14 protein-coding genes are annotated in these 25,077 nt (G+C 55.3%); 1 reads left to right on the forward strand and 13 read right to left on the reverse strand.

Going from position 1 to position 25,077, the window contains the following annotated elements; all coding sequences use genetic code 11:
* Window positions 1-1,123: 1,123 nt before the first annotated feature.
* From MXE41_RS02870 to MXE41_RS02925, 12 genes are all read right to left on the reverse strand, one after another.
* Complete coding sequence (locus MXE41_RS02870) at window positions 1,124-1,315, reverse strand: hypothetical protein (RefSeq protein WP_247099292.1); 192 nt, start codon at window positions 1,313-1,315, stop codon at window positions 1,124-1,126.
* A gap of 339 nt (window positions 1,316-1,654) precedes the next feature.
* On the reverse strand, window positions 1,655-3,061 hold the full coding sequence (locus tag MXE41_RS02875; RefSeq protein ID WP_247099293.1) for an MFS transporter: 1,407 nt from the start codon (window positions 3,059-3,061) through the stop codon (window positions 1,655-1,657).
* Window positions 3,062-4,626: 1,565 nt separating this feature from the next.
* Complete coding sequence (locus tag MXE41_RS02880) at window positions 4,627-5,820, reverse strand: hypothetical protein (protein WP_247099294.1); 1,194 nt, start codon at window positions 5,818-5,820, stop codon at window positions 4,627-4,629.
* 17 nt (window positions 5,821-5,837) lie between these two features.
* Complete coding sequence (locus MXE41_RS02885) at window positions 5,838-6,617, reverse strand: hypothetical protein (RefSeq protein ID WP_247074027.1); 780 nt, start codon at window positions 6,615-6,617, stop codon at window positions 5,838-5,840.
* Window positions 6,618-7,080: 463 nt separating this feature from the next.
* The gene (locus tag MXE41_RS02890; protein WP_247099295.1) at window positions 7,081-10,059 is read right to left on the reverse strand and encodes a hypothetical protein; all 2,979 of its coding nucleotides are present in this window, start codon (window positions 10,057-10,059) and stop codon (window positions 7,081-7,083) included.
* 507 nt (window positions 10,060-10,566) lie between these two features.
* Window positions 10,567-12,054, reverse strand: coding sequence for a TrbI/VirB10 family protein (locus MXE41_RS02895; protein ID WP_247099296.1), 1,488 nt, complete (start codon window positions 12,052-12,054; stop codon window positions 10,567-10,569).
* Between the two features lie 102 nt (window positions 12,055-12,156).
* Complete coding sequence (locus MXE41_RS02900; RefSeq protein ID WP_247099297.1) at window positions 12,157-14,271, reverse strand: hypothetical protein; 2,115 nt, start codon at window positions 14,269-14,271, stop codon at window positions 12,157-12,159.
* A gap of 283 nt (window positions 14,272-14,554) precedes the next feature.
* Entirely contained in the window at window positions 14,555-15,664 is a 1,110-nt protein-coding gene (trbG, locus tag MXE41_RS02905; RefSeq protein ID WP_247099298.1) for a P-type conjugative transfer protein TrbG, read from the reverse strand.
* A gap of 121 nt (window positions 15,665-15,785) precedes the next feature.
* Window positions 15,786-17,003, reverse strand: a complete 1,218-nt coding sequence (locus MXE41_RS02910) for a type IV secretion system protein (RefSeq protein ID WP_247099299.1) — start codon at window positions 17,001-17,003, stop codon at window positions 15,786-15,788.
* Window positions 17,004-17,057: 54 nt separating this feature from the next.
* The gene (locus tag MXE41_RS02915) at window positions 17,058-19,937 is read right to left on the reverse strand and encodes a hypothetical protein (RefSeq protein WP_247099300.1); all 2,880 of its coding nucleotides are present in this window, start codon (window positions 19,935-19,937) and stop codon (window positions 17,058-17,060) included.
* Between the two features lie 140 nt (window positions 19,938-20,077).
* The gene (locus MXE41_RS02920) at window positions 20,078-20,374 is read right to left on the reverse strand and encodes a VirB3 family type IV secretion system protein (RefSeq protein ID WP_246978521.1); all 297 of its coding nucleotides are present in this window, start codon (window positions 20,372-20,374) and stop codon (window positions 20,078-20,080) included.
* 118 nt (window positions 20,375-20,492) lie between these two features.
* Entirely contained in the window at window positions 20,493-21,224 is a 732-nt protein-coding gene (locus MXE41_RS02925) for a TrbC/VirB2 family protein (RefSeq protein WP_281503530.1), read from the reverse strand.
* 983 nt (window positions 21,225-22,207) lie between these two features.
* On the opposite strand from MXE41_RS02925, the gene MXE41_RS02930 reads away from it, so the two are divergent.
* Complete coding sequence (locus MXE41_RS02930) at window positions 22,208-22,387, forward strand: hypothetical protein (protein WP_247099302.1); 180 nt, start codon at window positions 22,208-22,210, stop codon at window positions 22,385-22,387.
* Between the two features lie 89 nt (window positions 22,388-22,476).
* On the opposite strand, the gene trbB is transcribed toward MXE41_RS02930, so the two are convergent.
* Complete coding sequence (gene trbB / locus MXE41_RS02935) at window positions 22,477-23,946, reverse strand: P-type conjugative transfer ATPase TrbB (RefSeq protein ID WP_247099303.1); 1,470 nt, start codon at window positions 23,944-23,946, stop codon at window positions 22,477-22,479.
* Window positions 23,947-25,077: the final 1,131 nt, after the last annotated feature.

Below are 25,077 nucleotides of genomic sequence, written 5' to 3' on the forward strand. Positions count from 1 at the left end.
TAAAAATTATGTAGCTTTTCTACATATACGGCTGTTCAGTTTGATAGAATTAAATACGAGGTAAAAAAAATGAATGGCCTGTCTATGCGGCTTTAGCTATGGAAGATAGCTTAAATGCCGGGCTATGGTGCCTTATGGCACAACCGCTCTCCATACATAGTCGTCCTTTTGCCTATGCCGAAGCTGGGCTGATGACATAAGCGTCATAGCCTGATCTGCAAATCATTTATTTCAAGCAGTCAAACCGGCAATGGATTGCTCATGCAGCTGAAACTCCCGGCAATGGCTGGGTCTGGCAGATGCTCGACCTGGCTATGGCTGGTTCTGGCTGGCGCACGACCTGGCCATGACATGGGCTGGCAGATGCTCGACCAGGCTATGGCTGGTTCTGGCTGGTGCACGACCTGGCCATGACAGGAGCTGGCAGATGCTCGACCAGGCTATGGCTGGTTCTGGCTGGTGCTCGACCTTGCCAGGTAGGGACATGGAGGATGACCTGCACTCTTGATCGCAATGAGCATATGTCAAGTCATGGCAGCATATTGACGCCATTACTCATGACAGGCTCTGTCCTGAGTGTTCCTTATTTATACGTCTGGTTCACATGTTTGTGGATACCTGCAGGAATGGAGTGCAAATGCTCAGCAGGGAGGATGTTTGGCCAGCCATGCTGTGCCTGGCTTTGGCTGTGTCTGGCTTTGGGTTTGATGAATCATGCAGCTCTGGCAGCTGTTACAGCATTGGCTGGAGTTTTTCCGGGCGTATGGGCTGTGAGTTGCAGTGCCGATGCAGTGGCTCTGCAGTTGTGCTGCACTGGTGCTGCAGTACGCAGCATGTCCGGTGGTCGACAGTGAGTAAAGTATTGCAGTAATTTCAGTGAGTATGGTCGTGCAGTAAGCATTGATGCTGTTTAATAAACGAACAAATTTTGGGATGTGAGCTGACCTTTTCAGGGCAGGCGCCATAAAAGTGGGCAATTTGTGCATTTGCGGGTCTTTTGCAGATAAAAATGCGCAGGCCCTGGTCCCTGCCCGTCTCATGCGGACGCATGCACAGCCTGGCAGCAGCAGGGACGGCAGAGCAGCTGCAGAACTGCTGCTGGGACGGCTGGGTGGCTGAGCGTTTATCTTGCCGGAGCATCGCTGCAAGCATTTGCAGCTGTCGGGGCTGTGTCTTGCTCAGATGCAGCATCTGAAGCAGGGCTGTTGTCAGATGAAGCCTGCAGATCACTGATGCTGTCGGCAGCAGCCGCATCGCAGCCCGGTGAGCCCTGCATTATCTGATCGAGAACTGAGCTCAGCTGCTCATCATTCATGTCGTCAGCTCGTGTGACATCCCTGATAACTTCATAGGCTATGTGGTCAGCTGCAGCAGTGCCCGAGTCGGCAGCTGCGCCAGATGAGGCAGAAGCTGCGCCAGCTGAGGCAGGGGCGGCGTCGGCTGAGGCAGAGGCTGCGGCCGAAGCGGTGGCAAGGGCTGCACCGGCCTGGGCAGCTGCGGCCGGGACGCTGATGGCAGCCTTGGCTGCGCTCTTTTGAGCTGCGGCCTCAAGGGAGGCTGCGATGACACTGGCAGCCGTTACCAGGGCTTCATCAGTGTGGTGATGAGCTTTGCTTTCGTACTCGCAGGCAGTTCCTGAAAGAGCAGCGACTGCCTATTTTTCATCAGGGGCTGTGACCTTGTGGTAGCGCTTTTCTTCACCAAAGCCATATATGGTTCCTGCCACTACCGAGCCGGTACCGGCAGCTGCATCCTTGTCTGGGGCAGTGACCTCCGGTACGTCTGGTTCCTGATTCTTATGGCGGCTGGCATCAAGATCAACTCCGCTGGCAATATCCTGAGCAGCCTGTTTTTTGATGCTGTCGATGAGATCGTGACTTGGGGTTTCTTTAGCTGCTTTCTGAGGATTAACCTTAAGAGAAGCCGGAGCCTTCAGATAGACCAGCAAGGCAATGATTACGAGAATCGTGCCTGACATCATGAAGATAATGGACAGATTAATCCATGTGGCGATCAGGCCGCCAATCAGAGGGCCAATGGCACCTCCAATCTGCTGGGATGAGAACAGCATGCCAAAGGCTGAGCCACGCTCGAGGGGGCTGGTGAGGTTTACTATCATGGCATTGGCTGAAGGGAAAATACCGGAAAAACCAAGTCCGACACAGAACTGCAGGACGGCAAAAGGTATGAGCGTATCCGGAATGAACTGAGCAGCTATCAGAACGCCTGAAGCTACCAGTGCGGCCAGCATGGTACGGTAAAAGCCTACAGCCTGACCCTTGCGGCCCCATAAAGGAGCTGCAATGGCGCCGGCTATGCCTGACAGGGAGAATACAATTCCAGAGATCAGGATCAGATGCTCCTCGCTGTGGCGCAGCTCTGCAATATACAGAGTCATGATTGGCTGAAGCAGCATGATTACCATATTGGTAAGTCCGGCTGCTATCAGAAGAATGCCTACACCGTCACGGCGCAGCAGTGCGCTGTAAGTGACCTTTACTCTGGTGCGACCATCCTGAACTTTAGGCGGCTCTTTGATGAATATTACGGTAATTGCAGTAATGACGCACAGGGCTAAAGCAGCAATGAAAAATGAGGTTCTGATACCGAAGCTTTCAGCCAGCAGGCCGCCGAAGAGAGGGCCAATGATATTGCCGGTAATCAGGGCGCTCTGCATGATACCCATGCTTACGCCTACCTTGTTTGGCGGGGTATAGGCTGAGGTAAGAGCCAGTGAGGCAGGCCACAGTCCGGCGGCAAAGCCCTGCAGCACACGCACCATAAACAGCTGGCCTGGTGTCTGCACCAGGGCACCGCAGAAATAGGTAACGGCAATCAGAGCGCTTGAGCGTATCAGCATCAGCTTCTTGCCTTTGGAATCGGACATTTTGCCCCAGATAGGAGCCATGACGGCACAGACGGCAAAGGAAATGGCGAAAATGGCACCGGACCACATGTTCAGTGATTCTTCAGGGGTGCCGAGTTCGTTGCGCAGATAAAGGGGCAGGAAAGGGATAAGCATGGTGTAACTTGATGACATCAGTACAACGTTACACGTCATGATGGCTAAAACAACCTTCCAGTTCACAGAGACCTCCAGTTTCCGAAGTGAGCACATCAGCAAACTGTTTCAGTTACTGTCATGGCTCTGCTAAAACAGCGGAAACCAGCCATGGCAGGCATTTGCATCATCACCTGGCAAAAGAGCATACCTGCACGAACCTTAGTGCAGGCGGCTTCATGCCACTTTCAAAGCAGACACCAGTCTGGAGATTACGGCTTAGCTTAATAGAGAGTTCTGTATAAGATAAATGCCGGCAAATCTGACGGACGTCAGCTCTGGTGCTAACTCAGACGGGGATCTGCCATGCACTGTATACCGGGGAAGCATCCAGTTTCAAATCCTCTTGTGAGTTGAGAAAGCCATGGTAATGCCATGAACATGACAGGAATATGTCACTGCACCTGTATCATGCCAGGGCACCGCGCGGCAGCGAAAGCCATTGCACGGGGCTGTGCTTGACCATGCACGGGCAACAGCATGACACTGCATGGGCAACAGCATGACACTGCATGGGCAACAGCATGACACTGCACCGCAGAGTATGACACTGCATTGGCGGCAGCATGTAACTGCGTGGCAGAGCATGTCATTGCACGGGGCTGTGCTGACAGAGCATGACAGGAGCAGGTCCTGGCATGGGCATGTCATGACATAAGCATGGAAATCTGGGAGGTATTATCCAGAGTGATGAGGGAAACAGGTACTGAACCTGAGAACAGATAAGCTTCGATTCCGACGGCACGCGCACAACTACTTTAAAAAGGGATAGGTCCAGTGCAGGGCGCGACAGGATCTGCAGCTGCCTCAATATGTATTGCCCTGATCAGATTCAGAGCCGGTAATACATAAGGCTAAGGGAGCACAGCATGATAAGGACAGGACTGTGTAAATAAGGCAGCAAGGATAGTGTGAATTTCTTCCTGATCCCGTGCGTGGTCGATGGGGAGTCAAGCCTAAGAGTCTGTTGCTAAAGTATATGCCCAATTGAACTGCATAAAAACCCATGCAGTACTAATTTTCTCGATAAGGTTAAGCAAAAGGCAAAAGAATGGCAGTATATGATTGTTTAGCAATGCACCAAAATAATGCGATAAAAGTTTGGCCCGGATCACGCTTTGTGATGGGAAGATGAGCGCTAAAGAGTGAATAAAGCCTGTTAACAGAATGTAAATATCCGGCCGTAAGTGCACCCTCAGACCGCGTCAGTCAGGCTGCCACCATACTGTTCACCGGGGGCAGCACACTGGGCGTCTGATGCATAAGCATGCAGCCATGGGGCATGGGCTGCTCTACAGCGTGCTGGACGGATGACGGTGAGGATGGCTGGCGCCGCCATGCCCGCAAGGATGCAGGAGGATGGGCATGGGCTGCTCTACAGCGTGCTGGACTGATGACGGTGAAGATGGCTGGCGCCGCCATGCCCGCAAGGATGGAGCCGGCACGGCATGTGGCAGGCAGCTGGGCATGTGGCAGCCGGCTGGGGTGAGGAAGCGGGACGCGGCGTCACTGGCTGTGCCCTCAGGCTGCCATAAAGCAAACAGGCGGCCTGAGGCCGCCTGCAGTCAGCGATAAATGTTTAATGGCGCGTTTTTAATCATACTGGCCAGTCTGCCCGGGGCATAAATACAGGCGGCCGTTGTCAGCACTACCAGCAGGCATACGAGTCCTGCATCCTGAACACTGATAATCTGGCCCATCAGGGCTGCATAACGCATTTTAATCATCAGGGTGGTGATGACCTCAAGAGACATGCAGATCATGGCACTCATGCCGGCAATGCGCACCATCAGACCAAGCAGGTGGAGCATATAGCTCCATGCAATAGGCCTGGTGGTTTTAAAGGCGGCAAAGGTTATTGTGAACATGCCAAAGGAGCAGGACAGGTAGACATTCAAAAAGAGCAGAATGTAGTAGACCACCAGTACCAGAATGCATACGTAGATGATGGAGACAAAGATAAAGAAGAAGATGACATTGGTTGAGATAATGCTGCGGGCATAATCCTCAATCAGGGCAAAGATCTCTCCTATCACTGTTGAAATATCACCTGACACTATGGCGTTATCGCCACCAAGGCGCAGGGCGGTAGCAACAAGATCCGGGGCTATAAGGTCACTTGACAGTATCAGTACCTTGATAATGCCAAAGACCAGAATAATGCGTACAAATGAAAGTACGAAGGTGTTCAGGGTGCGATGGCGCAAAATCAGCTTTATGCCCTCAAGGGTAATAGCCATGGTGAATATATAGACCATGAAGTTATTGGCGTAGAAAATCAGCCTCTGGTGCAGCAAAAGCAGCTCTCCCAGCAGAAACTGCACTGTCTGAGAAATGCTTATCACATCAGAAATCACAGGTGCAGCCTGAGCGCTGCTGCCCGTAACAGCCAGCAACACAGTGAGCATAAAGCCTGTCATAAGTCGGCCATTTGCACATAAGTCCCACAGCCTCATGGCACGGCCAGCGCTCCAGCCCAGAGCGCGGATCAGCACAAACACGCTGTTTGCAGCGCTGCCTGCGGTTCCAGCGCTGGCTCCGGCTCCGGCTCCGGCTCCAGCGCAGGCTCCATATGCGATGCCAGACGCAGTGCAGACAACGGTGCCGGAGCAGACAACGGTGCCGGAGCAGGCGCCGATGCCGGCTCTGGAGGACGCACTGAGGCCTGTCATGGGGCTGGAAGTGGATGAAGGGGGCGTGTTTGCTGTTATGGTCTTGCTTTCCTGCTCTTTGAGGAGCTGTTGGTTTAATGGTGTCATAAAGATGCTCCTTACTGTCAGTGGCGCTGCATAAAGCTTTGCAGAGGCAGGCGATCCGGTGCCCGCTCAACATGGCGGGTAATCTCTTTGAGATAGCCCTCCTGCGCAAGGCGGACATTGCTCTGACGGGCAAGGTCATGGCTTTGCAGACGGGTAAGCAGGGCTATCTGATTGTTCAGGTCAATCATGGACAGAGCTGCTGAACCGTTAATCTTGGACAGAGCATCGAGAGTGCCGGCCTGACTTGCTGTGGACTGGCTTTCAACTACCAGAGCCTGAACCTGGTCAATCTGCTCCTGAAGCTTGATATTCATGGACTGTGACATTTCAAAGGCTTCCATGGCCTGAGAAATTGTGCTGTCCTCAAGTTCGGTCAGAACTCGGGAAAACGAGCAGTTGCCCGCCTGCATGCATTTGCTCCAGGCACTGGCTTTTTGGAAGGAAGCCAGATACTGCTGGGCCGAACCAAACTCCTCCCATGCAGAGCGCGAGGCATAGAGCATGGACAGGGACTGCTCCTTGATGCGGGCAATGTTCTGCCAGCTTTCCTTGCTGTCCATGACATAGTTTCTGTCCATAAGATTCTGGGTGTCATGAGCAATGTTATTGCCCGAAAGCAGCTCCTGTATCTGACGGGCCTGATTGATATTGTCACGGGCCCACTGCTCAATGGAAATAATGCGCTGCATTACGCTTTCGTTAAGTGCCGAAGCATCCATAACTGGAATAGCAGCATGTGCTGTGTTGAAGCTGGCAACTGCTGTCATGATTGCTGCGGCGCTCAGTCCTGTTTTCAAAGCGCCTCTCAAGGTTTTTGTAAGACTGCTGCCATGGGGTGAGGTGAGGTGCTCTGCAGTCTTTACAGCGCCCGCGCCCGCGCCAGTGTCGACGGCGACGTCCGGGCCGCCTTGCTGTGATAAGTGTTCCTGGGATGAAGCTCGTGAAAAGTGTTCCGGGAGGGAATACTGTGAAAAATGTTCCTCGGAGTAAGCCTGTGATAAGTGTTCCGGGAAGGCATCCTGCGATGAGCGTTCCTGTGAGGGGGTCTGTGATGTGTGTTCCTTGAATGAAAGCTCTGATGAAAAATGCTGGTTGAAAACTGTCATTGCAGATACTCCATAAAATTATAAGTACAGTGATTACGGCAATTACCTGGTTTTTGCTTTATGGCCGGTCAGGGAAGTGACCGGCTTTGCGCCTGATGACTTTATGGTGCCCTGATATGAAGATTCATATCTAAAACATAAAATAAAGCGTTTATCAGTTAAATGCCGTGCCTGCAGATGTCTGGGCTGTGTAAGCCTGCTGATAACAGGCAGATGCTCTGTAAAATGAATTATGGATGGATCTGCTCTGAGCGACTGGCTGCACAGGTCTGTTATGCAGCTGCAACTGCATCTTTGGCTGCAGCATCTGGGGCTGCAGCGGCTGATGCTGATGCTGGCGCTGGCTCGGGCGCTGGCTCTGGTGCTGTGAATCAGTTGCTGATTGCCTCTGAGGTCTGGCCTGATGGGCCTGTACCTGTGGTACCGGGATTTTGGCAAGGCTGACGCAGCTGCGGATCAGCTCGCCGTTGTTGCGGGCGTGCTGCTCAAGGTAGTGGCACAGGATAATCAGAGCATGAAAGCGGCCCACAGTGCTGTTGGCAGGCAGGGTCTGAAGTGCATAAAGGGCTCGCTGACTGAGGGTCATGCACTGTCTGTGCTGGGCACTGTCACTGCGTGGAGTTATACCCATGCTGCTCAGATGGCTTAAGTAGCGCTGTGAAAGTTCGCTGTGCATGAGCTTTAGCAGGCGGCTGCGGCGCTGCTCATAGCCTGTTTGCAGCCTGCGCTCCTGCTCTGAGTGCTGCAGTGAGCCCATACCGTTGTCCACTGTATGACGCAGGGCATAATCATGGCTGCAGCAGGCGGCTTCGGCGCTCAGTGCCAGAATACGGGCACGGCGCATATTGAGCTCAACCATTTCATCAAGGTCATCACTCTGGATGCTTCTGACATTTAACAGAGCACCACTGCCTCTCCAGCGCAGCTGCTCGGCTGTGTTCTCAATAAGAGCAGCGGCACGGTCACAAAGGTCAATAATGGTGTCGATAATGAGCTTGCGCAGCGTACCCACTCCCTTGCCTTTAAGACTGTCTCTGATATGTGCCTTGAGCCTGACACAGCCATGGGCAGCCGGATCAAAGAAGGCCCGGGCCAGCACGCTGTCGCGCGGAATAAGACTGAGCACCTCTTTCATCTGCATGCTGCCCGCCCAGGTGCAGTCCCATCCTGTAATCACCTCATTGACCGGCTGTGCATTCTTAGCACGCTCACGCTCGCGCTCAGTTTTACGCTCCTTATCTCCATTGCGCTCATGCTCATGCCCGCATTCGCACTTACGCTCATGCTCGAGCTCATGATCATTGAGTTTAGTCCTGCCCGCCATGGCGGAACCATATTCCATGGTGCCCACAGCTTTCACAGCTGATACGCCGGAGCTGCCCTTGTCGTGAGCTGGAGACTCCAGAAAGGTCAGCAGTTCATCAGGCAGGTCCAGTCCCATCAAATCACCGAGCATTCCATGAGCACGTACGGCTGACATGCGGGCACGGGCATTAATCTGAGCTGTGCCCAGCTCCTGCTCAACGATCATCAGTGCTGTCATGGCCTCACCGGTGCGGCAGGTAGTACGCCAGCTCTCAAGCTTGCGTAAAACATGAACCACCATGGCCTCTCTGATGTGAGCAAGTGCTCCCTTGTGCCCGCCAGTGATGCCGCTGCCTTCGCTGCAGTACTGTCCACCATTGCTGGTGGCAGCGGCAGAACAGCTGTTTGCAGCGCCAGCACAGCTGCCGTCGTGGCTGTTCTTGCCATAAGTAAGACTGCCGTCAAGGCCAGTGCAGCTGCTGCCTGCTGTGGTAACTGAGGTAACAGAAGTGACTGCAGGGGCATCTGTACCTGAGATGACTGGATAGTCTTGAGTGAGTGCAGTATCTGCAGTATCTGAGGTGACTGGATAGTCTTGAGTGAGTGCAGTGTCTGCCGTATCTGCAAAGCCCATAATGGCACTTACAGTGGCGCTGTCGGCATCAAGGCCGGTAAGGGAGTGGATAAAGGTCAGTACTGAGCAGAGCTGGTCCAGATCGCCACTTAAACGGCTGGCGCTTTTAACCTGCAGTCCGTAGTGGGCAAGACAGCCGCGCAGATGGCTGTAGTATTGAGCATCATGGCCAGCTTCAGGGAAGACAGTGCAGTCGCAGTCTGCGGCTGGATCAGGGGCGGCCACAATCATGCGTGCGTTGTGAGCAAAGAACTGGCGTGAACCTGTATGGCCGGCATCATGGTCGGCATCATGGCCGACATCACGACCAGTGTCATGACCAGTGTCATGACCAGTGTCATGACCGGCATCGCCCCCTGCCTCATCGACAGCGGTATTTGCCTTACCAGCAATCTCTGCTGCAGACAGAGCGCCTGAGCGGCCAGCCCCATACTGGGTTCTGCCCAGAGTTGTCACTGCAGGCAGGGCAGAGAGCACGGAGTCCATGCTCTCAGTAAACTCTCCCTGACATCCCACTGTGTGCATTTCCCTGCATAAAGAAGATTCACAGCCGGTATTGGCAGCACAGGCAGTCGCAATGCTGCTTACATGACTGGCAGCACAGGCCCCTGGCTGGGCAGAAGATGCTGACTTGCCTGGAGCTTTGAGCAATGGCAGGTCAAGCAGCTTGCAGCTTACTTCGCCCTCTTCCATACGGCGCAGCATGAAGGCACAGCGGGCGCGCAGCTTAAAGGCAATGGCGCTTAAAGTAATCTGGTCGCTGCCTGATGCTGCAAGGGCAAGAGAGGTAAGACAGTGACGCATTTGAGAGAGCATGCGGCCTGGCATAAGGCGCAGCACCGGCTCAAGAGCAATGCCGCTTCCAAGGATTAGGGAGCTCCACTGCGGATCCTTACTTTCTGTGCCTGTGCTTATGCCTGCGCTGCTGGTAAAAGCGCTGCCTGATACAGCAGCTGAGTTATCTGCATCAGGCAGTGCTTCATTGCCAGCCTGTCCGCCTGGGACCTGGTCGCTGCGCAGGTGGGCGCTGTGCTTTAAGTAACGGGCGGCAATAACATGGAACTGGTCAGAGACTCTTTCATTGGCAGCCTCATTGGCAAGAGGGATATGACGGCTTGGGGATGCCGGCTGCAGTCTGAGCTCAGAGCTGCTGCCTGGGAGAGTGAGATTTGATTTGAGGGCTGTAGCAATCATGACTGTTATCCTTATGTTTATCTGACTGGTGCGCGCATCAGCGTGCTTTGTCTATGTGACTTGCTGTTACTTTCAGGCCTGTCTGAATGGCAGGCTGAACGTCTGTCCGCAGAGCCAGCATAGTCAGCTGCAATGTCGGTCCGCAGAGTAAGCAGCATCAGCTGCAATGTCTGTCGGTAGCGCTCACTGCAATGTCCGTCTGCAGGGGCTACTGTAAAGCCTGTCTGGAAAATCGGCTTAAGTGTCGGTAAGACCGACTGTTGTGTGGGTAAGCGCTACTGCAGTGCCGATCGGTAAGACTCTGTGCAGGGTCTGGGTGCATTGCACGGGTGTTCAGCATGTTTGTTTTTCTGCCAGCAGGCCTCGGTGAAGCGCCTGCTGGTAACTTTGGCATATCAGGCGGTCCTGACAGCGGGGGAAGGCCTGCCTGGTGGTTAAGACTGCCGGGCCTGAGTCAGGCTTATGATGTGGCGGCCGCAGTTCCGACCTGTCGTGACCGGCTGTCCGTCAGCGCCACTGTCTGGCTGCTGCGCTGCGGGCAGTGCTGCGGTCAGTGGTGTTGTGGTAAGGGGCGTCAAAGTAGATGTCTTTGGTCAGGGTGACATTGAAGGCAAAGCCCGGCTGAACCTTTAAGGTAGGGGAGAGGTTCATATTGCGCTCAATTACCTGAGTCATTACCCGTCCAAGAGACTGGCCCATGCTCTGAGACAGGGCTCCATTGAGGGTGAGTTCGCCATTGCTGTCGCGGGTATTATCGTCGGTGCTCAGGGAAATACCGGCTGTGATGCCGCCCAGCAGCACGGCATGACCGAGCATGGACCAGAAGTGGGTATCAACATCGGCACTGAGGCCTGACCATCCGTCATGACCTGCTGCCGGCATGGCGCCAAGATTCATGGCACGGCCATCAGGGAAGATAACGCGGTTAAAGGCCAGCATCAGGCGCTCCTGACCCATCATGGGAGCTGAGGCATACTGTCCTGTTACTTTGGAGCCACGGGGAATCAGAACATGATCACCGCGAGGACTGTCATATACATCCTCGGTAACCTGAGCCTGAACCATGCCTGGCAGGTCAGAGTTGATGCCTGTCATAAGTACGCATGGCAGTACTGCTCCCTGACGAACCAGATAAGGGCTGAGCACAGGCTCAACTGCGGTATTAAGTAAACTGTCACTGTTGCCAAGGGCGTTATAGGCACTCAAAGTGCGGGAATTCATGGCAGGGGCGCTGTGAGCTCCGTAGGCTCCATAAGCTCCGGAGGCCCCATAGCCAGAACCGCTACCGCCCATGCCACCCATACCTCCCATAGCGCCACCGGCTGCCAGTGAGTTATAGGAAGACTGGGCTTCTGAGGCTGTATTCATTCGTAAGGCAGCTGAGTTCAGATAGGCCTGAGATGCAGGTGGAAGAGCGCCAGCTGCTCCATAAGCACCGGCGGCATATTCAGCTGCCAGGGAGGAACCGGCGGCACCGGCCCCCTGGGATGCGGCGCCCGCCCCGGCTGCACCTGTGCCCCTGGCAAGCGGACTCATATCTACCGGGGCACGCAGTGAACGCATAATGCTGTCATCGCGCATCTGGCGCAGGCGGGCGGCCATTTCCTGCTCCGGTGTCAGGGCAGCAGGTGCAGCTGCAACTGCAGGAGCGGCTGGTGCCTGCACTGGTGCCGGGGTGTCATTGCTTTCATAGCGGGATACATAGGTTTGCAGATCCTCAATATTGAAGGCATCAGATCCCTGGCTTTCAAGGGCGGTACGGCTTAAGGCCATAACAGGACTGCTCATGCCCTCAAGATAGTCAACAAAGCCGCCGGCACTTTCAAGAGCTGAACTTTGCTGCTGATTCTGAGGTGGCTGAGCTGGAGGAGCTGAAGTGCGCTTGAGGCTGACATAAAAGCCAAGGCCCATAAGCACAAAGGCAATGCCCAGGGCTATGAGCAGCGGGGTGCGGGTAATATGCCCGGCTTTTACGGTCTGATTGCGGTTTTCCATAACCTTATTCCTTATGTTCTTTCAGGCAGTACTGCTGTTATCTTCTCTGCCTGCTGCGTTACCTGGCATGGCAAGGCCAGACTGTGAACTGTCATGCTGCTGTCATAATGAGGCTGCAGCCTGCAGCCAGGTGACAGGTGCGCTCCTGCCTGAGCTGTCAGCTTCGGCTCTTTGTGAATTGACAGCGGCATTAAGGCTGTCATCCTGGCGGCGCATAAGCAGGGATGCTCCCTGCAGCTGTGAAGACTTGTGGGACTGCACGCTATGGTTAAGAGCTGCACCTGAGAGCAGGGCAGAGGATGACAGTGATGCAGTGGTCCTGGTCTCAGGCTGTGCACAGTCGGCCTTGTCAGACTCTCCTGCACTGTCCATGTTCCAGGCGGCTCTGAGGTCTTCAGGAATATGTGCAAGGCCTGGCGCAGCGGCTGCACCTGGCCTGGCAGCTGCGGTATCACCTGACTGAGCTGCGGTTGTACCTGAGAGAGCAGCACTTGAGGCTGACCTTGCTGTCTGTGAAGCTGATGCACCCTGAGCACTGTGGGCAGAGTCAGAGCCATAAGCTGATGCTGACAGCACTTCAACAGCAGCAGGGGCAGATGTTGCAGAGGCGTTTACTTCACTTGCCGGGGCGCCAGTTGCACGAGCGGCTTGAGCCCTGGCAGTTGCATGGGCATCTGGAGCATGGGCGGCAGCTGCATGGCTATCTGGTGATGCCGCAGCAAGGTCAGCGGCGCCAGCAGCAGCTGCCAGGCTCAGGGCATGCGGCTTTTGGTCTGGGCGGGCGCTGCCTGCGCTGTGTGCTGAGACAGGCTGCCATGTGGCTGTGTTTAATGGGGTAGCAAGGCCTATCTGAGGCAGGGCCTGACGGGTAAAGGCAAGGCTGTCGAACAGTCTGTTTTCATTGCTGGCACTTTGCAGCGGGGCGGTAAATTTGAAGTTGCGCAGCTTCTGCTCAGCTGTGCTCTCCTGGCTGTTAGCTGGCAGAGCGCGTTCGGCGGTGCCAGAGGCTGAGGAGGTGGCTGAGGATGTGGCTGATACCTTCAGGGTCTCACTTTCAGGGCTGAACTTTACAGCATCCTGATCCTTGGCAAGTGCTGCGCGGGCAGCTGGTGCGTGGCGGGCATGGCTCTGTCTGTTCGAGCCGTTACGGGCGCTCAGCAGCGGAATACGTGGCTCGTCAGGCTGGGCATCATACCAGTAAGATACGTCGTCATCGCTGAGCACTACTATGCCCTTATTGCTCTGTGCCAGATTCTGGTTAAGGGCAGTGAGGTAGTTGTAAAAATCACCCTGCAGCCGGGCCATGCGGCCGGTGATGGAGTCAGCTGGCAGGCCGGAGGCCTGTGCAGCACCGGCATTGCCCTGTGCAGCAGCGCCGAGGCCCTGCTGGGCTGATGCGCGGGCGCTCATGGCAGCCCCGTATGCGCTGCCTGATGGATGGCCGGCGGCATCGGCAGCGGCAATGGCGGCGGTGGCTTCAGCGCGGGCACCGGGATAAAGCTCAGGCAGTGAGGTGCGCAGGGCGGCAGGTCCCATCAGCTCGCCTGAAGGTCCAATCAGAGCTGAAATGGAGAAATCGTCGTTATAAAGCTCTACCAGGGTGCCGGAGGCAGATCCTGTGCTGCTGACAAAGCTGTGCAGAGGTACGGCAGCGGCCGGGCAGCTGCTCTGATCGGTGCATACCATGGCGCCCTTATGCTGCAGGGCACGTCTCAGGCATTGCCAGTTTACGCGGGTCAGGGCGTCATCTGAACTGTCCTCAACAGCCGCAAAAGCAGTGCTGTTAAGGGCATATACAGAGCTCAGGGACTCAAGCAGGCTGCCATAGGCGCGGTCAAGCTGACTTTCACGGGCGGCCATGATCTCTGCAGGAGGAATTTCCTCAAAAGCAAAAGGCATCTGGCAGCCGCTCAGGCCAATAATACCGGCACTGAGCAGGGCGCAGGTCAGGGACTTTTTTACCAGGGAGGCTACGCCTGTGCCTGTGGCTGATCCGGAACATGATGCCATGGCGCCGGCAGCAGCGGCAGTACCTGCAGCGCCTGCAGCAGGGCGGCCGGCACCATGCATGCTGGCTTTGCCAGTGCTGTTGCTGTGTATGTCGCTACTGTCCTTGCAGCTGGAGCTGACCTTGAGTCCGTCAGTTCCAGGGGCACCTGAGACACTGGTGCTGTTAGTGTGGGGTGAGTGGGAAACTGTTATCTGTATGCTTTTCATATGCTGTCCTTTGAGTGCCTGGTCAAACGAACTCAGGGCTTATCTGACTGTTATCCTTATGACTGCTGGTGGATCTGGCTATATCAAATGATGCCAGGTTGTGCAGCAAATACTGTTATCTCATTTCGCCGGGCCGCGAAAAGCTGTGCCTGGCAGGCTTAAGGCCCGTCAGCACAGTTCAGCGTGGGCGCTGGAGGTGACGTCCGGCGCGGGCACGGGGGCTGACGTCAGGCGCGGGCACGGGCGCCCGAGCTTAAGCAGGGGCCTGCGGCCGGGGCGGAGCTCAGGAGCGGGTGATGTCCACGCTCAGGTGGGAGCCGTTTTTCTCATTGCCCAGTATCAGACGCATGTGATCCGGTATGCCGTCCACTACGAAGCTGTCGTTGCGGATACGGTAGTTGGTAACAGCAATCTCGTCATCGCTCATCATGCCGCTTGAGTGCACTACCACCAGAGCTGGCAGTCTGCCCTTCATGACCTGCTCAGGCATTTTGATATAGGTCTTAAGGCCGTCATTGAAGACGCGCAGCGGCTGAATCTTGCTGTCGCCCTCAATCTCGTAGGCAAAATCAAGAGCGGCCGGATCCACTCCCTCTGGATGAGCTGAGGTGGCAATGGCACTGTGATTCATCTTCTGGCTGAGCAGATCACGCTGGGCCTGCACATTTTCAAATACGCTCTGAGGATAGATAAAGGACACCAGCGGCATATAGTCTTTTTCGGTGGACTTGAGGGTCAGATGATACATGCGTCTGTCAGTGGAGATAAGCATATTGGTATGCATGCCCGAGCTGAAAGGCTTGATGATGACCTGCTCAACAATGCCCGCATCTGATCCGCTGACAGTACGGTTGATTGACCATGACTCACGGGCACCTACATCCATGGAAATAATCTGCTCGCCCGGCTCAAGCACAATGGCAGTCAGATGCAGAGGAGTGGTCAGCACAGTATGCATGCCGCTGCCATACACAAGGCGTACCTGAGAGTCGTTGCTGACCTGCAGGGGAGTGCGGCGGGCCAGATCGGCACTGCGCTGACGTGCCTTATTGAGAGCTGCAGCCGTGCGTCTGTCCTCGGCAGAGCTGTGATATTCATAGCCGCTCTGAGCTACCAGCTCATCCTGAGTAAGGGCCTGAGCCTGCAGGGTGCTTACCAGCAGACCGGCAGCACACAGGGCCTGCATGATCCGGCCTGATGCCAGAGGATTTATGCGCCTTGCGTCTGCCGATAAGGTGCCGGCACCTCCCATGCTGCCAAAGAAGGCCATGCCCCTGGACATTCCCTGGGAGCCTGTATGGCACTGGGCCATGCCCTTGGAGCTGTGGACCTGGGAGCTGTGGCAGCTCGAGTTTAAATCACTGAAGTTAAGGTGGTGTTCCATATTGTTCATTTGAATTACTCCTGATGTTGTCTTTTCTGGGCCTGCCCTCAGGGCCATGGCCATGGCCAGTTCTGGCTGCCGGGGCTGTCAGCGCCCGTACGGGGCAGGCTGCGGCAGGCTGCGCGGCGGGTCATGACAGTACCGGTGATACTGTATATTCCGTTATGTAAAGATTTAAGGGATTGAGCATGACCATGGCCGGATCGGATGACTGTGCGGTGCTCAGCTCATAGGAGATGATGGCGCGCATCTTTTTGTCAGGAGAGGCAAGGCCATCACTGTCGGTGCTCTTTTCTGTCCAGTCAATCTGATAGCTGGAAGGACCACGCGGGATGATATTGGCAATTTCAACTCTTACCTGACGATTGCGGGTGTTAACCATGGGGTTGTTGGCCGAATAGTACTCATGCAGCTGACGGTAAACTGTGCTGCCCTTGCGCAGCAGGGCAAATACATGGCTTACGGCCTGGCGCTGTACTTCCTTGTCAGTGGAGATAAGGCGTACATCGCTGATAAAGCTGCACAGCTGGGAGCTGATAACCTCAGGGGGCAAAGTGGCTGCACTTACCGGCTCAACTGTTCCCTGAGAACGCACTACACCATGGGTATCAACAGTTACTACGTAAGGGACCAGACTGCTTTGCATGCTGCGATAGACATAAGCTCCGGTAGTGGTCAGGGTAATGCCGGCCAGAGCAAAGAACATGGCGGCGGTTACTATGCTGCTATTAAAGGTCTTAAGCTGCAGATCCTGACGGGCCATACCTACAGCAGCCTCATCGCCCTTGACCTTGCTGCTGCGCCAGGCGCTCAGCATACGGATGTGGCCGCCGCTGCTGGCGCCGCCGCCGCTGCCGCTTTTGCCCTTGCTGGCCGAGGCTGTTCCTCTGCTGGAGGCCGTGCATCTGGCGGTGCTGCCTGCGGCTGCACTTTTACTGGCACTGCGGGCTGTGCTGCTGCGCGAGCCGGTACCTGCAGTGCTGCGCGAGGAGGCGCTCGAGCGAGTGGCTGAGCTGCTGGTGCGGGCGCCTGAGCGCGAGCGGCTGCCGGCTGTGGTGCTGCGGCCGGCGCGGCTGCGGGCAGTGACAGCTGCTGTTGTTGAGGTGGAAGCGGCAGCCTCAAGCTTTGCCGCCTCGGGAGCAGCCTCAGGGGCCGGGGCAGCTGCGGCTGCAGAGCCGGCAGCTGTTGTGGCGGTGGAGGAGGTGGCAGTATCTGCTGTCTCACGGTCAGGGGCTGACGCGTCATCCATGGACCTGAGGCCACTGGCAGCGTGTCGGGCCGGGGTTTGGTACTTGCGGGTACTTTCGGTCTTTTTACCGTTACTCATTGCTGAAATAAGGAAATTCATAAGTGCTCCTTGAGCCTGCCCTGGGTTTGATATTCAGGGCAGGGCTGTGGTTAATCAGGCAGGACTGCGCCTGAGCTGAGGATCAGATCCGGTCTTGTCCAGCTCAGCAGCTGCTGGCCGGGCGTTGGCCTCGCTTACGGCGCTCTGGGAGGCCCCGTCCAGATAGTGGGCCGGAGCCAGTTTGAGCATCTGAGTCTGGCCAGGCTCCTGAGACCTGGCATCAGCCTCTGCAGCGCTGGCAGGGACGGCTGCAACCGCAGCTGCTGCATTTGCAGCTGCAGCAGGAGCTGCCTGGGAGGCGCCGGCCGCCGTTGCTGTGGCGGCAGGCAGGTGTTCGTAGAAGGAGGAGCCAAAGCGGCTGTACAGTTCGTCAACTTCAGGGACGCGGTGGTCACCGGCAACGCTCAGCAGCGCCAGCTCAGGGGCTGACATGGGCAGGGATACCATGATGCGCTGATCGTTTTTGACGAAGTAGTAGTCCTGCTTGGGACGGGCCTGAGCAATGGAGCTTATTTCAGCATCGCTAAGACCCATGGTCTGGTAGGTGCCACGTACCGCATCAGTGCCGGCATCGTAATTAGGCAGATAAAAACGGGTGCGGGCGCATTCAAGCAGATTGTTAAAGTGAGGGGAGCTCTGCAGATCGGTAATGGACTGAGTGGCAAGAATGACAAAGGCGTTGAATTTGCGCAGGGTCTTAAACCACTTGATAAGCTCGCTGGCAAAGACCTCGTCCCTGAGCATAAGCCAGGCTTCATCAACCACAATGGCAGCCGGACGGCCGTCAAACTGCTTTTCAATCATGCGGAAGACATGGCGCAGTACCGGCAGGGCAAAGGATGGAGAGGCGCTGAAAATGTCGGCACATTCAAAGACAGTAAGACCGCTGTTCATGGCAAAGGAGCTGTCACCATCGAGTATGCAGTGCTCGGAGCTGACACGGCTGTAAGGAGCCAGAGCTTCCTTGAGATGACGGGAGAACAGAGCCAGATGCAGATCGCTCAAAGTGCGCTGGGACGGTTCACGGCCACCAAGGATATGCAGACAGTCGGTCAGCTCACTGCGCTCGGCCGGGCCAACGGTCAGACCATTGAGACGGAAGAGCAGCTCCAGGAAAGACAGGGCATAGTCGTAATCAAGCTCACTGTCCAGATCATGCAGGGGACAGAGCATGGCACGGCTGTTGTCAAAGGTAATGTGAGTACCGTTAAGAGCGCGGCTTAAGGCATAAAAGGAGCAGCCCTTGTCAAAGGCAAAGATCCTCATGTCCTTATAGCGTGACAGATTGAGCATTAATGAGCCCAGCAGTACTGACTTGCCCGCACCGGTAGGACCAAGGACCAGAGTGTTGGCCAGATCAGAGTCATGCAGATTGAGCAGATAGCGGCCCTGACCTGCAGTGCGTACCTGCATGAGCGGACTGCGTGTGCTGCCCAGCAGCGGGCTTGGGCAGAAGCTCTCACCTGCCACAGGCTCGGACAGAGGAATGAGGTCAAGCAACACATCCTGAGAGACAGTAGGACGGCGCAGGTTTTCAAAGAAATGACCTGGCAGGCTGCCAAGGAAGGCGTCAGTGGCATTGATGGTCTCAACACGTACCGACAGACCTGCCTTTTCCACAGCTCTGATGACCATGCGGGTTTTGGCACTCAGGCGCTCGTAGCGTTCGTCAGCAAGGATAATGGTGGCGGTATAGGCACCATAGACCACCTCATCGTTATCAAGAGCACGGGCGGCCTCGTCAATTTCCTTCATCTGATCAAGGGCATTCTGATTGACGCGGGCATTTTCAAGATTGAACAGCTGAGCGGCAAGGCTCTTGGAGCGCTGTGACCAGTGAGCGCGGTAGCGGCTTAGCAGGGTCTTGCTGCGCAGCTTGTCAAAGAAAACAAAGCGGGTGGAAATACGGCAGGAAAAAGGCACCCCGGCCAGAGCATTGACCATGCCCTCATGGGAAAAAGAAGGCAGGCCCTCAACAGCCAGTACGCTGATAAGCTTGCGATCGGCCTTGAGCGTATGGCCGGTAATGAGGTCACAGGTGCCAAGGCTCTGGTCAAGCCAGCTGCCCGGACGGGGAACAGCAATACGGCGCTCACAGGCAGTAAGACACTGATGAATGAAGGACAGTCCCTGATGCCATGTTCCACCTGCGCAGCTGGCGCCGCTTGTGCCGCCGGCGCAGGCATGAGCGGCGCCAGCCTCTGCAGCCATGCCTGCATCTGTGCCTGCAGCCATGCCTGCAGAGGCGTCTGCAGCCGGGGCCAGACCGAGGCACTGCTCATCGGCGCGCATGCGCTCCAGCTCGGCGGCACTGAGGGCAGGCCCGCTGTGCTCCTGGCTGATGCCCAGAGGGCGTACGGTAAAGTGAGCCTCAAGGGTATCGACAGCTGCAGCGCACAGGGATCTGAAAGTGGCCAGCTCCTGCAGGGCATCGCAGTCGAAGGCGTCAGCGGTGAAATCATGGCTGACATAGCGGTCAAGACGGGCGGTAGCGGCGGCAGCACCAATCCAGGTGATGGTAAGCACGCGGCGGGTACGATAAGAGCCGTCGCGGGCGAAGATCTCGCGGCGCAGCTGCTCAAGATGCTTTACTGTACCAAGGTCGCTCTCTACCTCAGGCAGGTAGGAATAGTCCTTATTGCGGACGACATCGACATGAATGGCGCAGTTTTCACTGAGCTTGAGCAGGGCTTTCTGAGCGTTGGCATAAATGGCAGACACCTGGTTTTCACTCATGGCTGACATGTCAGGAGCACCGATTTCGTACATGGCCATCAGGGCTCCTGATTTGAGCACAATGATGTGCTCGTCAGCCATGACGGCATAATCGAGCAGATCGGTTACAGCCGGCATGGTCGAAGCCCGGCGGCTTACCAGACGTGAGCGCAGCAGCACCGCGCAGCTTAGCAGCATGCACAGTACTGAAAATGCCATAACGCTGTAAAAGGTCAGGGTTACGTAACTCATATTAAAAGTACCGGAAACAGTGGGTTTATCAGCAGGTTCAGGCCCGGCAGGTCATATGTCGCCTGCAGCCATGCTGCAGCCTGGCAGCCGCCTGCCGTACAGAGTCCTTACTTTCTGCTGATGCGACGGCTTGAGCAGTGCAGATGAGGCTGCGCAAGGTAGTAGCTGTAGTAATGAAGCTGTCTTACGTAGATATGCCTCATCCAGATATCCTTTTTGCCCATGGTGTACAGCAGGCCGAAGTTCAGGCCAAATACCAGTGATGAGGCAATAAAGACGGTAAGATCAAAGGACATCATGCAGACGGCTGTGCAGAAAATCAGGTTGAAAAGGAAAAGCTCGCGATCGCAGCCAAAGAGCTGATCGGCGTTTCCCAGAGAGTGGTAAATACGGTGTGCTGACATGCTTTACTCCAGATATCTGTCACCGTGCCGTGCCCAGGGGCAGCAGCACGGTGCCGGTGCTGTCCTGACTGCAGCCAGAGGGGCTCCGTCCCCTCAGGGCGCAGCCAGTTGCGCACCATCAGGCAAAAACACTTAAAGTGCTGTCAGAGCAGGAGATAAAGCTGTGAGCTGGCACTGGCTTTGGCAGGGTGACGAAAATCATGGAGCGAATCATTTCATCGGCTTCATCACTGCGTGAGCTGCCCTTTGCTCTGTCAGCGTTATCCTCAGTGGCCACAGCTGCCACAGCCACAGCTTTCACTGCAGCCGGCTCAGCAGCTCCCTCAGCAGCTGGCACAGCAGCTGCCACGGAGGCAGCCACGGAGGCAGCTGCTGCGGCAGCCGGTGCAGCGCCCTTAAGCGGCAGGTCTGAGGCCCTGTCGCTCTGAGCTTTGTAGGTGGTGGTAAGAGCGGCCTGCTCAGGCATTGGGATGGAGGCTCCGTTGAAGAAATTGGTCATCAGGGAGTTGGCACCAATGAGCATGGACATGACCATGATGATGTAGATAATGGTGCGCACGAAGTGGGATACCTCACCACTGCCCAGAATCAGGCTGATGCCGCCTACTACAATGCCAATGAGGGCAACGGAGAAGGCTACCGGACCGGTAAGGGATTTCTGGAAAGTGGCAAGCCAGGCCTCGTAAGGCAGCACTGAAGCAACTGCATTGCTTGAGGCCATGGCCGGGGAGGAGATCAGTGCCATAATGCCGGCCATGCCAAGCATTACCATAGTAATTTGTAAAGTATTTCGTATCAGTGAGTGAAGGGTCAATCTCAAAGACTGATTGCAAAGATATAAGTCATTCATGACATGTTCCTCGATTAAGCGCGGTATCGGCAAGGCCGGTACAGCACAATGTTCTGTGCTGAGCTCTGTATCAGATGCGGGATGGTTATGGGTTCCGTCTGCTGCCCGGGCTTAAGGCCAGGACAGCACTGCCGGACTGACAATCCATCCCGTAAACAATGACAGTGCTGTAAAGTGGTGTCGCCAGCCGCCGCCAAAAGCTGCTGCCGTCGACACCTGATGATCCTGAAAAACTACCGCACTTTACTGTTATCACAGGCCGCACCGGGGCCTGACCATAACGTCAGCTCCTCAGTGCTGCTCCTGCTGCATATATGCTTTACAGAAGATAAAACATGGTATGCAGCATCTCCTTATGTCTGCAGACCTTGCCGCAAGTCCTTACGCTGTTTGTCAGAGAGCTGCTGTTGCATCCCGAAGAAAGACAGCGCACTGTTTGCGGCAGTGACTCACCCTGATGCATCCGGGCTCTGGCATTTGCGCCTGCGTCTGCAATGCATGTGCACTGCACCTGCATTGCAGCTGCATGGGGCTGCATAGCAGCCCGGCGCAGCTGCCGGCCCTTTCCTTATGTCTGTTTGAAGCTCACTGCACCGGTCAGGAGACCTCAGCAGTGAGTGCTACTGTTATCTTTTACTGAAAGAGGCTGCTGCCTTAAGGCTTGTAAACTCATGCAGATTACACGGTTGCACAGGCCTCTTAAAGCGGTACAGTCTCTGTCAGTACTGTTACTGTTATCCTCAGTGCCTGGCAGTACATTACTGCGGCACTCCATATAATTATGTAAAGCATCTTATCTGTTAAGGTGGTCAGATGATGCCTGACTCTGGATGTCAGGATTTATGGTCCTTACTGTCAGCAAAAGTGGAGCAATGCGCCACTTTCCATACTGTTATCTAAACTGATTTGTAAAGCTTTTGCATACAGCAGCTGTCATGAACGTCAGCTGCCATGAAAATCAGCTGTCATGAACGGCAGCTGTCATGAAAAACAACTGGCATAAGCAGCAGAAATCATTAACAGCAGCTGTTATTAACAAGGGCTGTATGCAGCCGGCTTTAAAAGCAGCTGTTTCAAAGAGCAGCTTCAAATCTGTGTTTCAAGCTGCTCTTTCAAACCGCTGTAAATGGCCTCCGTTCAATGGGCACCAGGCATGGACCTGAGGCCATGCGCAGAACCTGAGTTTTATCTGCAGCACCCTGCCGCTAAGCTGCAGTGCCCTGCATCTGCAGTGTCCTGCAGCATCATGGGATCAATAATCTGTGCTTTTGTTTACGCTCTCACTGCGCTTTTGCAAAGCGTATGTCAGTGAATCTGTTACTTCGGTAAGCTCGTACTGGCCGTTATGGCAGCCTGTTACCATGGTCAGTGATTTTACGCAGCGGTGCGGAGAGCGGGTCACCTGAACAATGAGTTCAATGGCAGCTGCGGCTGTAGGCTCAATCAGGGCCGGACAGGACGGATGGCGCGAAATAAGAAGGTTAAGGCGCTCCATGGCCTGCAGCGGGGATCCTGCGTGAATAGTGCACATGCCGCCACGGTGACCTGTGGAAAAGGCATCGATGAGATCAAGGGCCTCAGCGCCGCGTATTTCACCTACTACAATGCGGTCAGGACGTAAACGCAGGGAGGATCGCACCAGACGTGACATGTCTGTGCCTTCGCTGGTAAAGAGACTTACGCTGTTGGCTGATCTGATTTTGAGCTCAGGTGTGTCCTCAATGGTAATCATGCGCTCGTCAGGGCACATAGTGCTCATTTCATTGAGCAGGGCATTTACCAGCGTGGTTTTGCCTGATCCTGTAGCACCGGCGACCATAATGGAAACATGAGCTGCTATGGCCTCACGCAGCAGTTCACTCTGTTCCGGGCTTACTACCTGCATGGCTGTCAGATCATCAAGGGTGAGGTCAAGGCTGTTATGGCAGCGAATGGAAAATACCGGGCTGCGCACCAGAGGTGGCAGCAGGCCCTCAAAGCGTGAACCGTCATAAGGAATCTCAACTGAAACTACAGGACAGGCCGGATCAATCTGACGGTCGGCAATCGAGGCCACGGTACGGATAATGAAATTGCCCCTGGCTGAGTTGATATGGTCAATAAGCTTCATGCCCTCAAGGCGGTGCTCAACAAATAAGGAGCCATCGCTGTTGAGCATGATTTCATTGACCATGGGATCTCTCATGGCGGCGCAGATATTCTCGCCCAGATCCCTTTTGAGATTGTTAAAGCCCAGCTCATCATAGGATGAGCGAAAGGCCATCACTTTGGCGCCTTTCATCAGCAGATCGGCACCACCATCAGCCACGGCACCAGCGCCTGGTCCTGCGGCACCGCAAGCTCCAGCAGCACCGCAAGCTTCAGCAGCACCGCAAGCTTCAGCTGCATCACCATGGGCGCTGCCCAGGCCTGCAGCCATCGCAGCTGCAGCAGCTGCAGCCGCCGCTGCGGCGCCCAGAGACTCGCAGGCAGTCTGTGAGCCCATGGTGCAGTTACGTGATACAGCTCTTTCACAGCCACCGGACAGAGCTGTAATCTCTGGATCCTCATTGAGGCTGTCTGTGAGGTGAGCGGCATAACTGTCAGCTGGCATGGCGTCCAGCTGAGCACAGCTGCTGCGGGCCAGGGCTGCACTGGACAGGGCATAGGCCACACCGGCAGCCCCGCAGGTCCTGAGGTGGCTGTTAACCTCTGATGGTGAAAGTGAGCTCAGGCTGGTCATAAATGTTTTGTTCTCCTGAAGTGTCTGATTGTTAGTGTCTGACTGTCTGTTTGCCCGCTGCGCGCCAGCTGCCTGCTGACCCGCCGGCAGTGCGCATGCATTCATGTTGTCTTTATGTTTGTTTGTTTGTTTGACTGAGTGCTTTCAGTGCTTACTGTTATCTTTATCAGATACAGGGACTGGCCCTGTCTGGTATGCGCCCATTATTCCAGAGCGCTTTTTTCATGAAGGTCCCGTAGAAAGCTCAGCTCATTTCAAACTTGATCCAGATCACAAAATGAGCGACAGCTACCTGGCAGACCAGGCTTGAAAGGCTCAGATCAGTACCAGAAAAGTGTGACAGCCATGTTGAAAATGGTCTGAATATGGGCTCAGGGCTACATCTTCGGCATTTTGTGAGCTTGATCACATATGGATTTCAGGTCCGGAAATTTTGTGATGGGGTTCACATAATCGTCCGCACAGGCCTCATGGAACGCGTTCAGCAAAACAGTTACAGAAAAGGGAACGCACCTGGTGGGCTGACTCCTTTCCGTGCTCATAGCGCGGCTTCTGGCACATACGAGGCTTCAGGCCCGTATGAGGCTCTGTGCTGCCGGGGATAAGTGAAGTGATGGTACTGAGAGGATAAGACGGGCAGAACAGTTAAAGCGCAGTTTCGAGGCCTGGTTTTGAGCTCAGGGCAAAGACGTGAATAAGAGGAACCACGATGTGACTGTGCAGCCTTGCTGTGTTGTTCAAGACGGGGGCTGACATTCGTGGCCGTAGTGCGCAATGATTGGGAGCTGTCCTTTGGGGATGCAGTGCGCTATAGCGCCGTGGGTGGGTGTGATGTCTGTGCGTATATCCCGTCGGGCTGGTGTGCTGTCTGTGTGTATGGCCCGTTGGGCTGGTGTGATGTCTGTGCGTATGTCCCGTCGGGCTGGTGTGATGTCTGTGCGTATGGCCTGTTGGGCGGTTGTGATGTCTGTGCGTATGGCCTGTCAGGATGGTGTGCTGTATGGACGCAGGGGCTGGGATATGGACAGGCTTTGATGCTTGCAGATGCGGGGGAACTGACAGTTTTGGCGCCTTAGTTTTACGGCAGTATGCTAGAATGAAAGGTCAGGGCTGCGTGCCGGATTTACGGCA

The sequence above is a fragment of the Anaerobiospirillum sp. NML120449 genome, assembly GCF_023051105.1.
Taxonomy (GTDB): Bacteria; Pseudomonadota; Gammaproteobacteria; order Enterobacterales; family Succinivibrionaceae; genus Anaerobiospirillum.

Coding starts and splice junctions, on each gene's coding strand:
- MXE41_RS02870 (WP_247099292.1), bottom strand. CDS start 1,315: ATGAATGATGAGCAGCTGAGCTCAGTTCTCGATCAGATAATGCAGGGC.
- MXE41_RS02875 (WP_247099293.1), bottom strand. CDS start 3,061: ATGACGTGTAACGTTGTACTGATGTCATCAAGTTACACCATGCTTATC.
- MXE41_RS02880 (WP_247099294.1), bottom strand. CDS start 5,820: ATGACACCATTAAACCAACAGCTCCTCAAAGAGCAGGAAAGCAAGACC.
- MXE41_RS02890 (WP_247099295.1), bottom strand. CDS start 10,059: ATGATTGCTACAGCCCTCAAATCAAATCTCACTCTCCCAGGCAGCAGC.
- MXE41_RS02895 (WP_247099296.1), bottom strand. CDS start 12,054: ATGGAAAACCGCAATCAGACCGTAAAAGCCGGGCATATTACCCGCACC.
- MXE41_RS02900 (WP_247099297.1), bottom strand. CDS start 14,271: ATGAAAAGCATACAGATAACAGTTTCCCACTCACCCCACACTAACAGC.
- trbG (WP_247099298.1), bottom strand. CDS start 15,664: ATGAACAATATGGAACACCACCTTAACTTCAGTGATTTAAACTCGAGC.
- MXE41_RS02910 (WP_247099299.1), bottom strand. CDS start 17,003: ATGAATTTCCTTATTTCAGCAATGAGTAACGGTAAAAAGACCGAAAGT.
- MXE41_RS02915 (WP_247099300.1), bottom strand. CDS start 19,937: ATGGCATTTTCAGTACTGTGCATGCTGCTAAGCTGCGCGGTGCTGCTG.
- MXE41_RS02920 (WP_246978521.1), bottom strand. CDS start 20,374: ATGTCAGCACACCGTATTTACCACTCTCTGGGAAACGCCGATCAGCTC.
- MXE41_RS02925 (WP_281503530.1), bottom strand. CDS start 21,224: ATGAATGACTTATATCTTTGCAATCAGTCTTTGAGATTGACCCTTCAC.
- MXE41_RS02930 (WP_247099302.1), top strand. CDS start 22,208: ATGAAAAACAACTGGCATAAGCAGCAGAAATCATTAACAGCAGCTGTT.
- trbB (WP_247099303.1), bottom strand. CDS start 23,946: ATGACCAGCCTGAGCTCACTTTCACCATCAGAGGTTAACAGCCACCTC.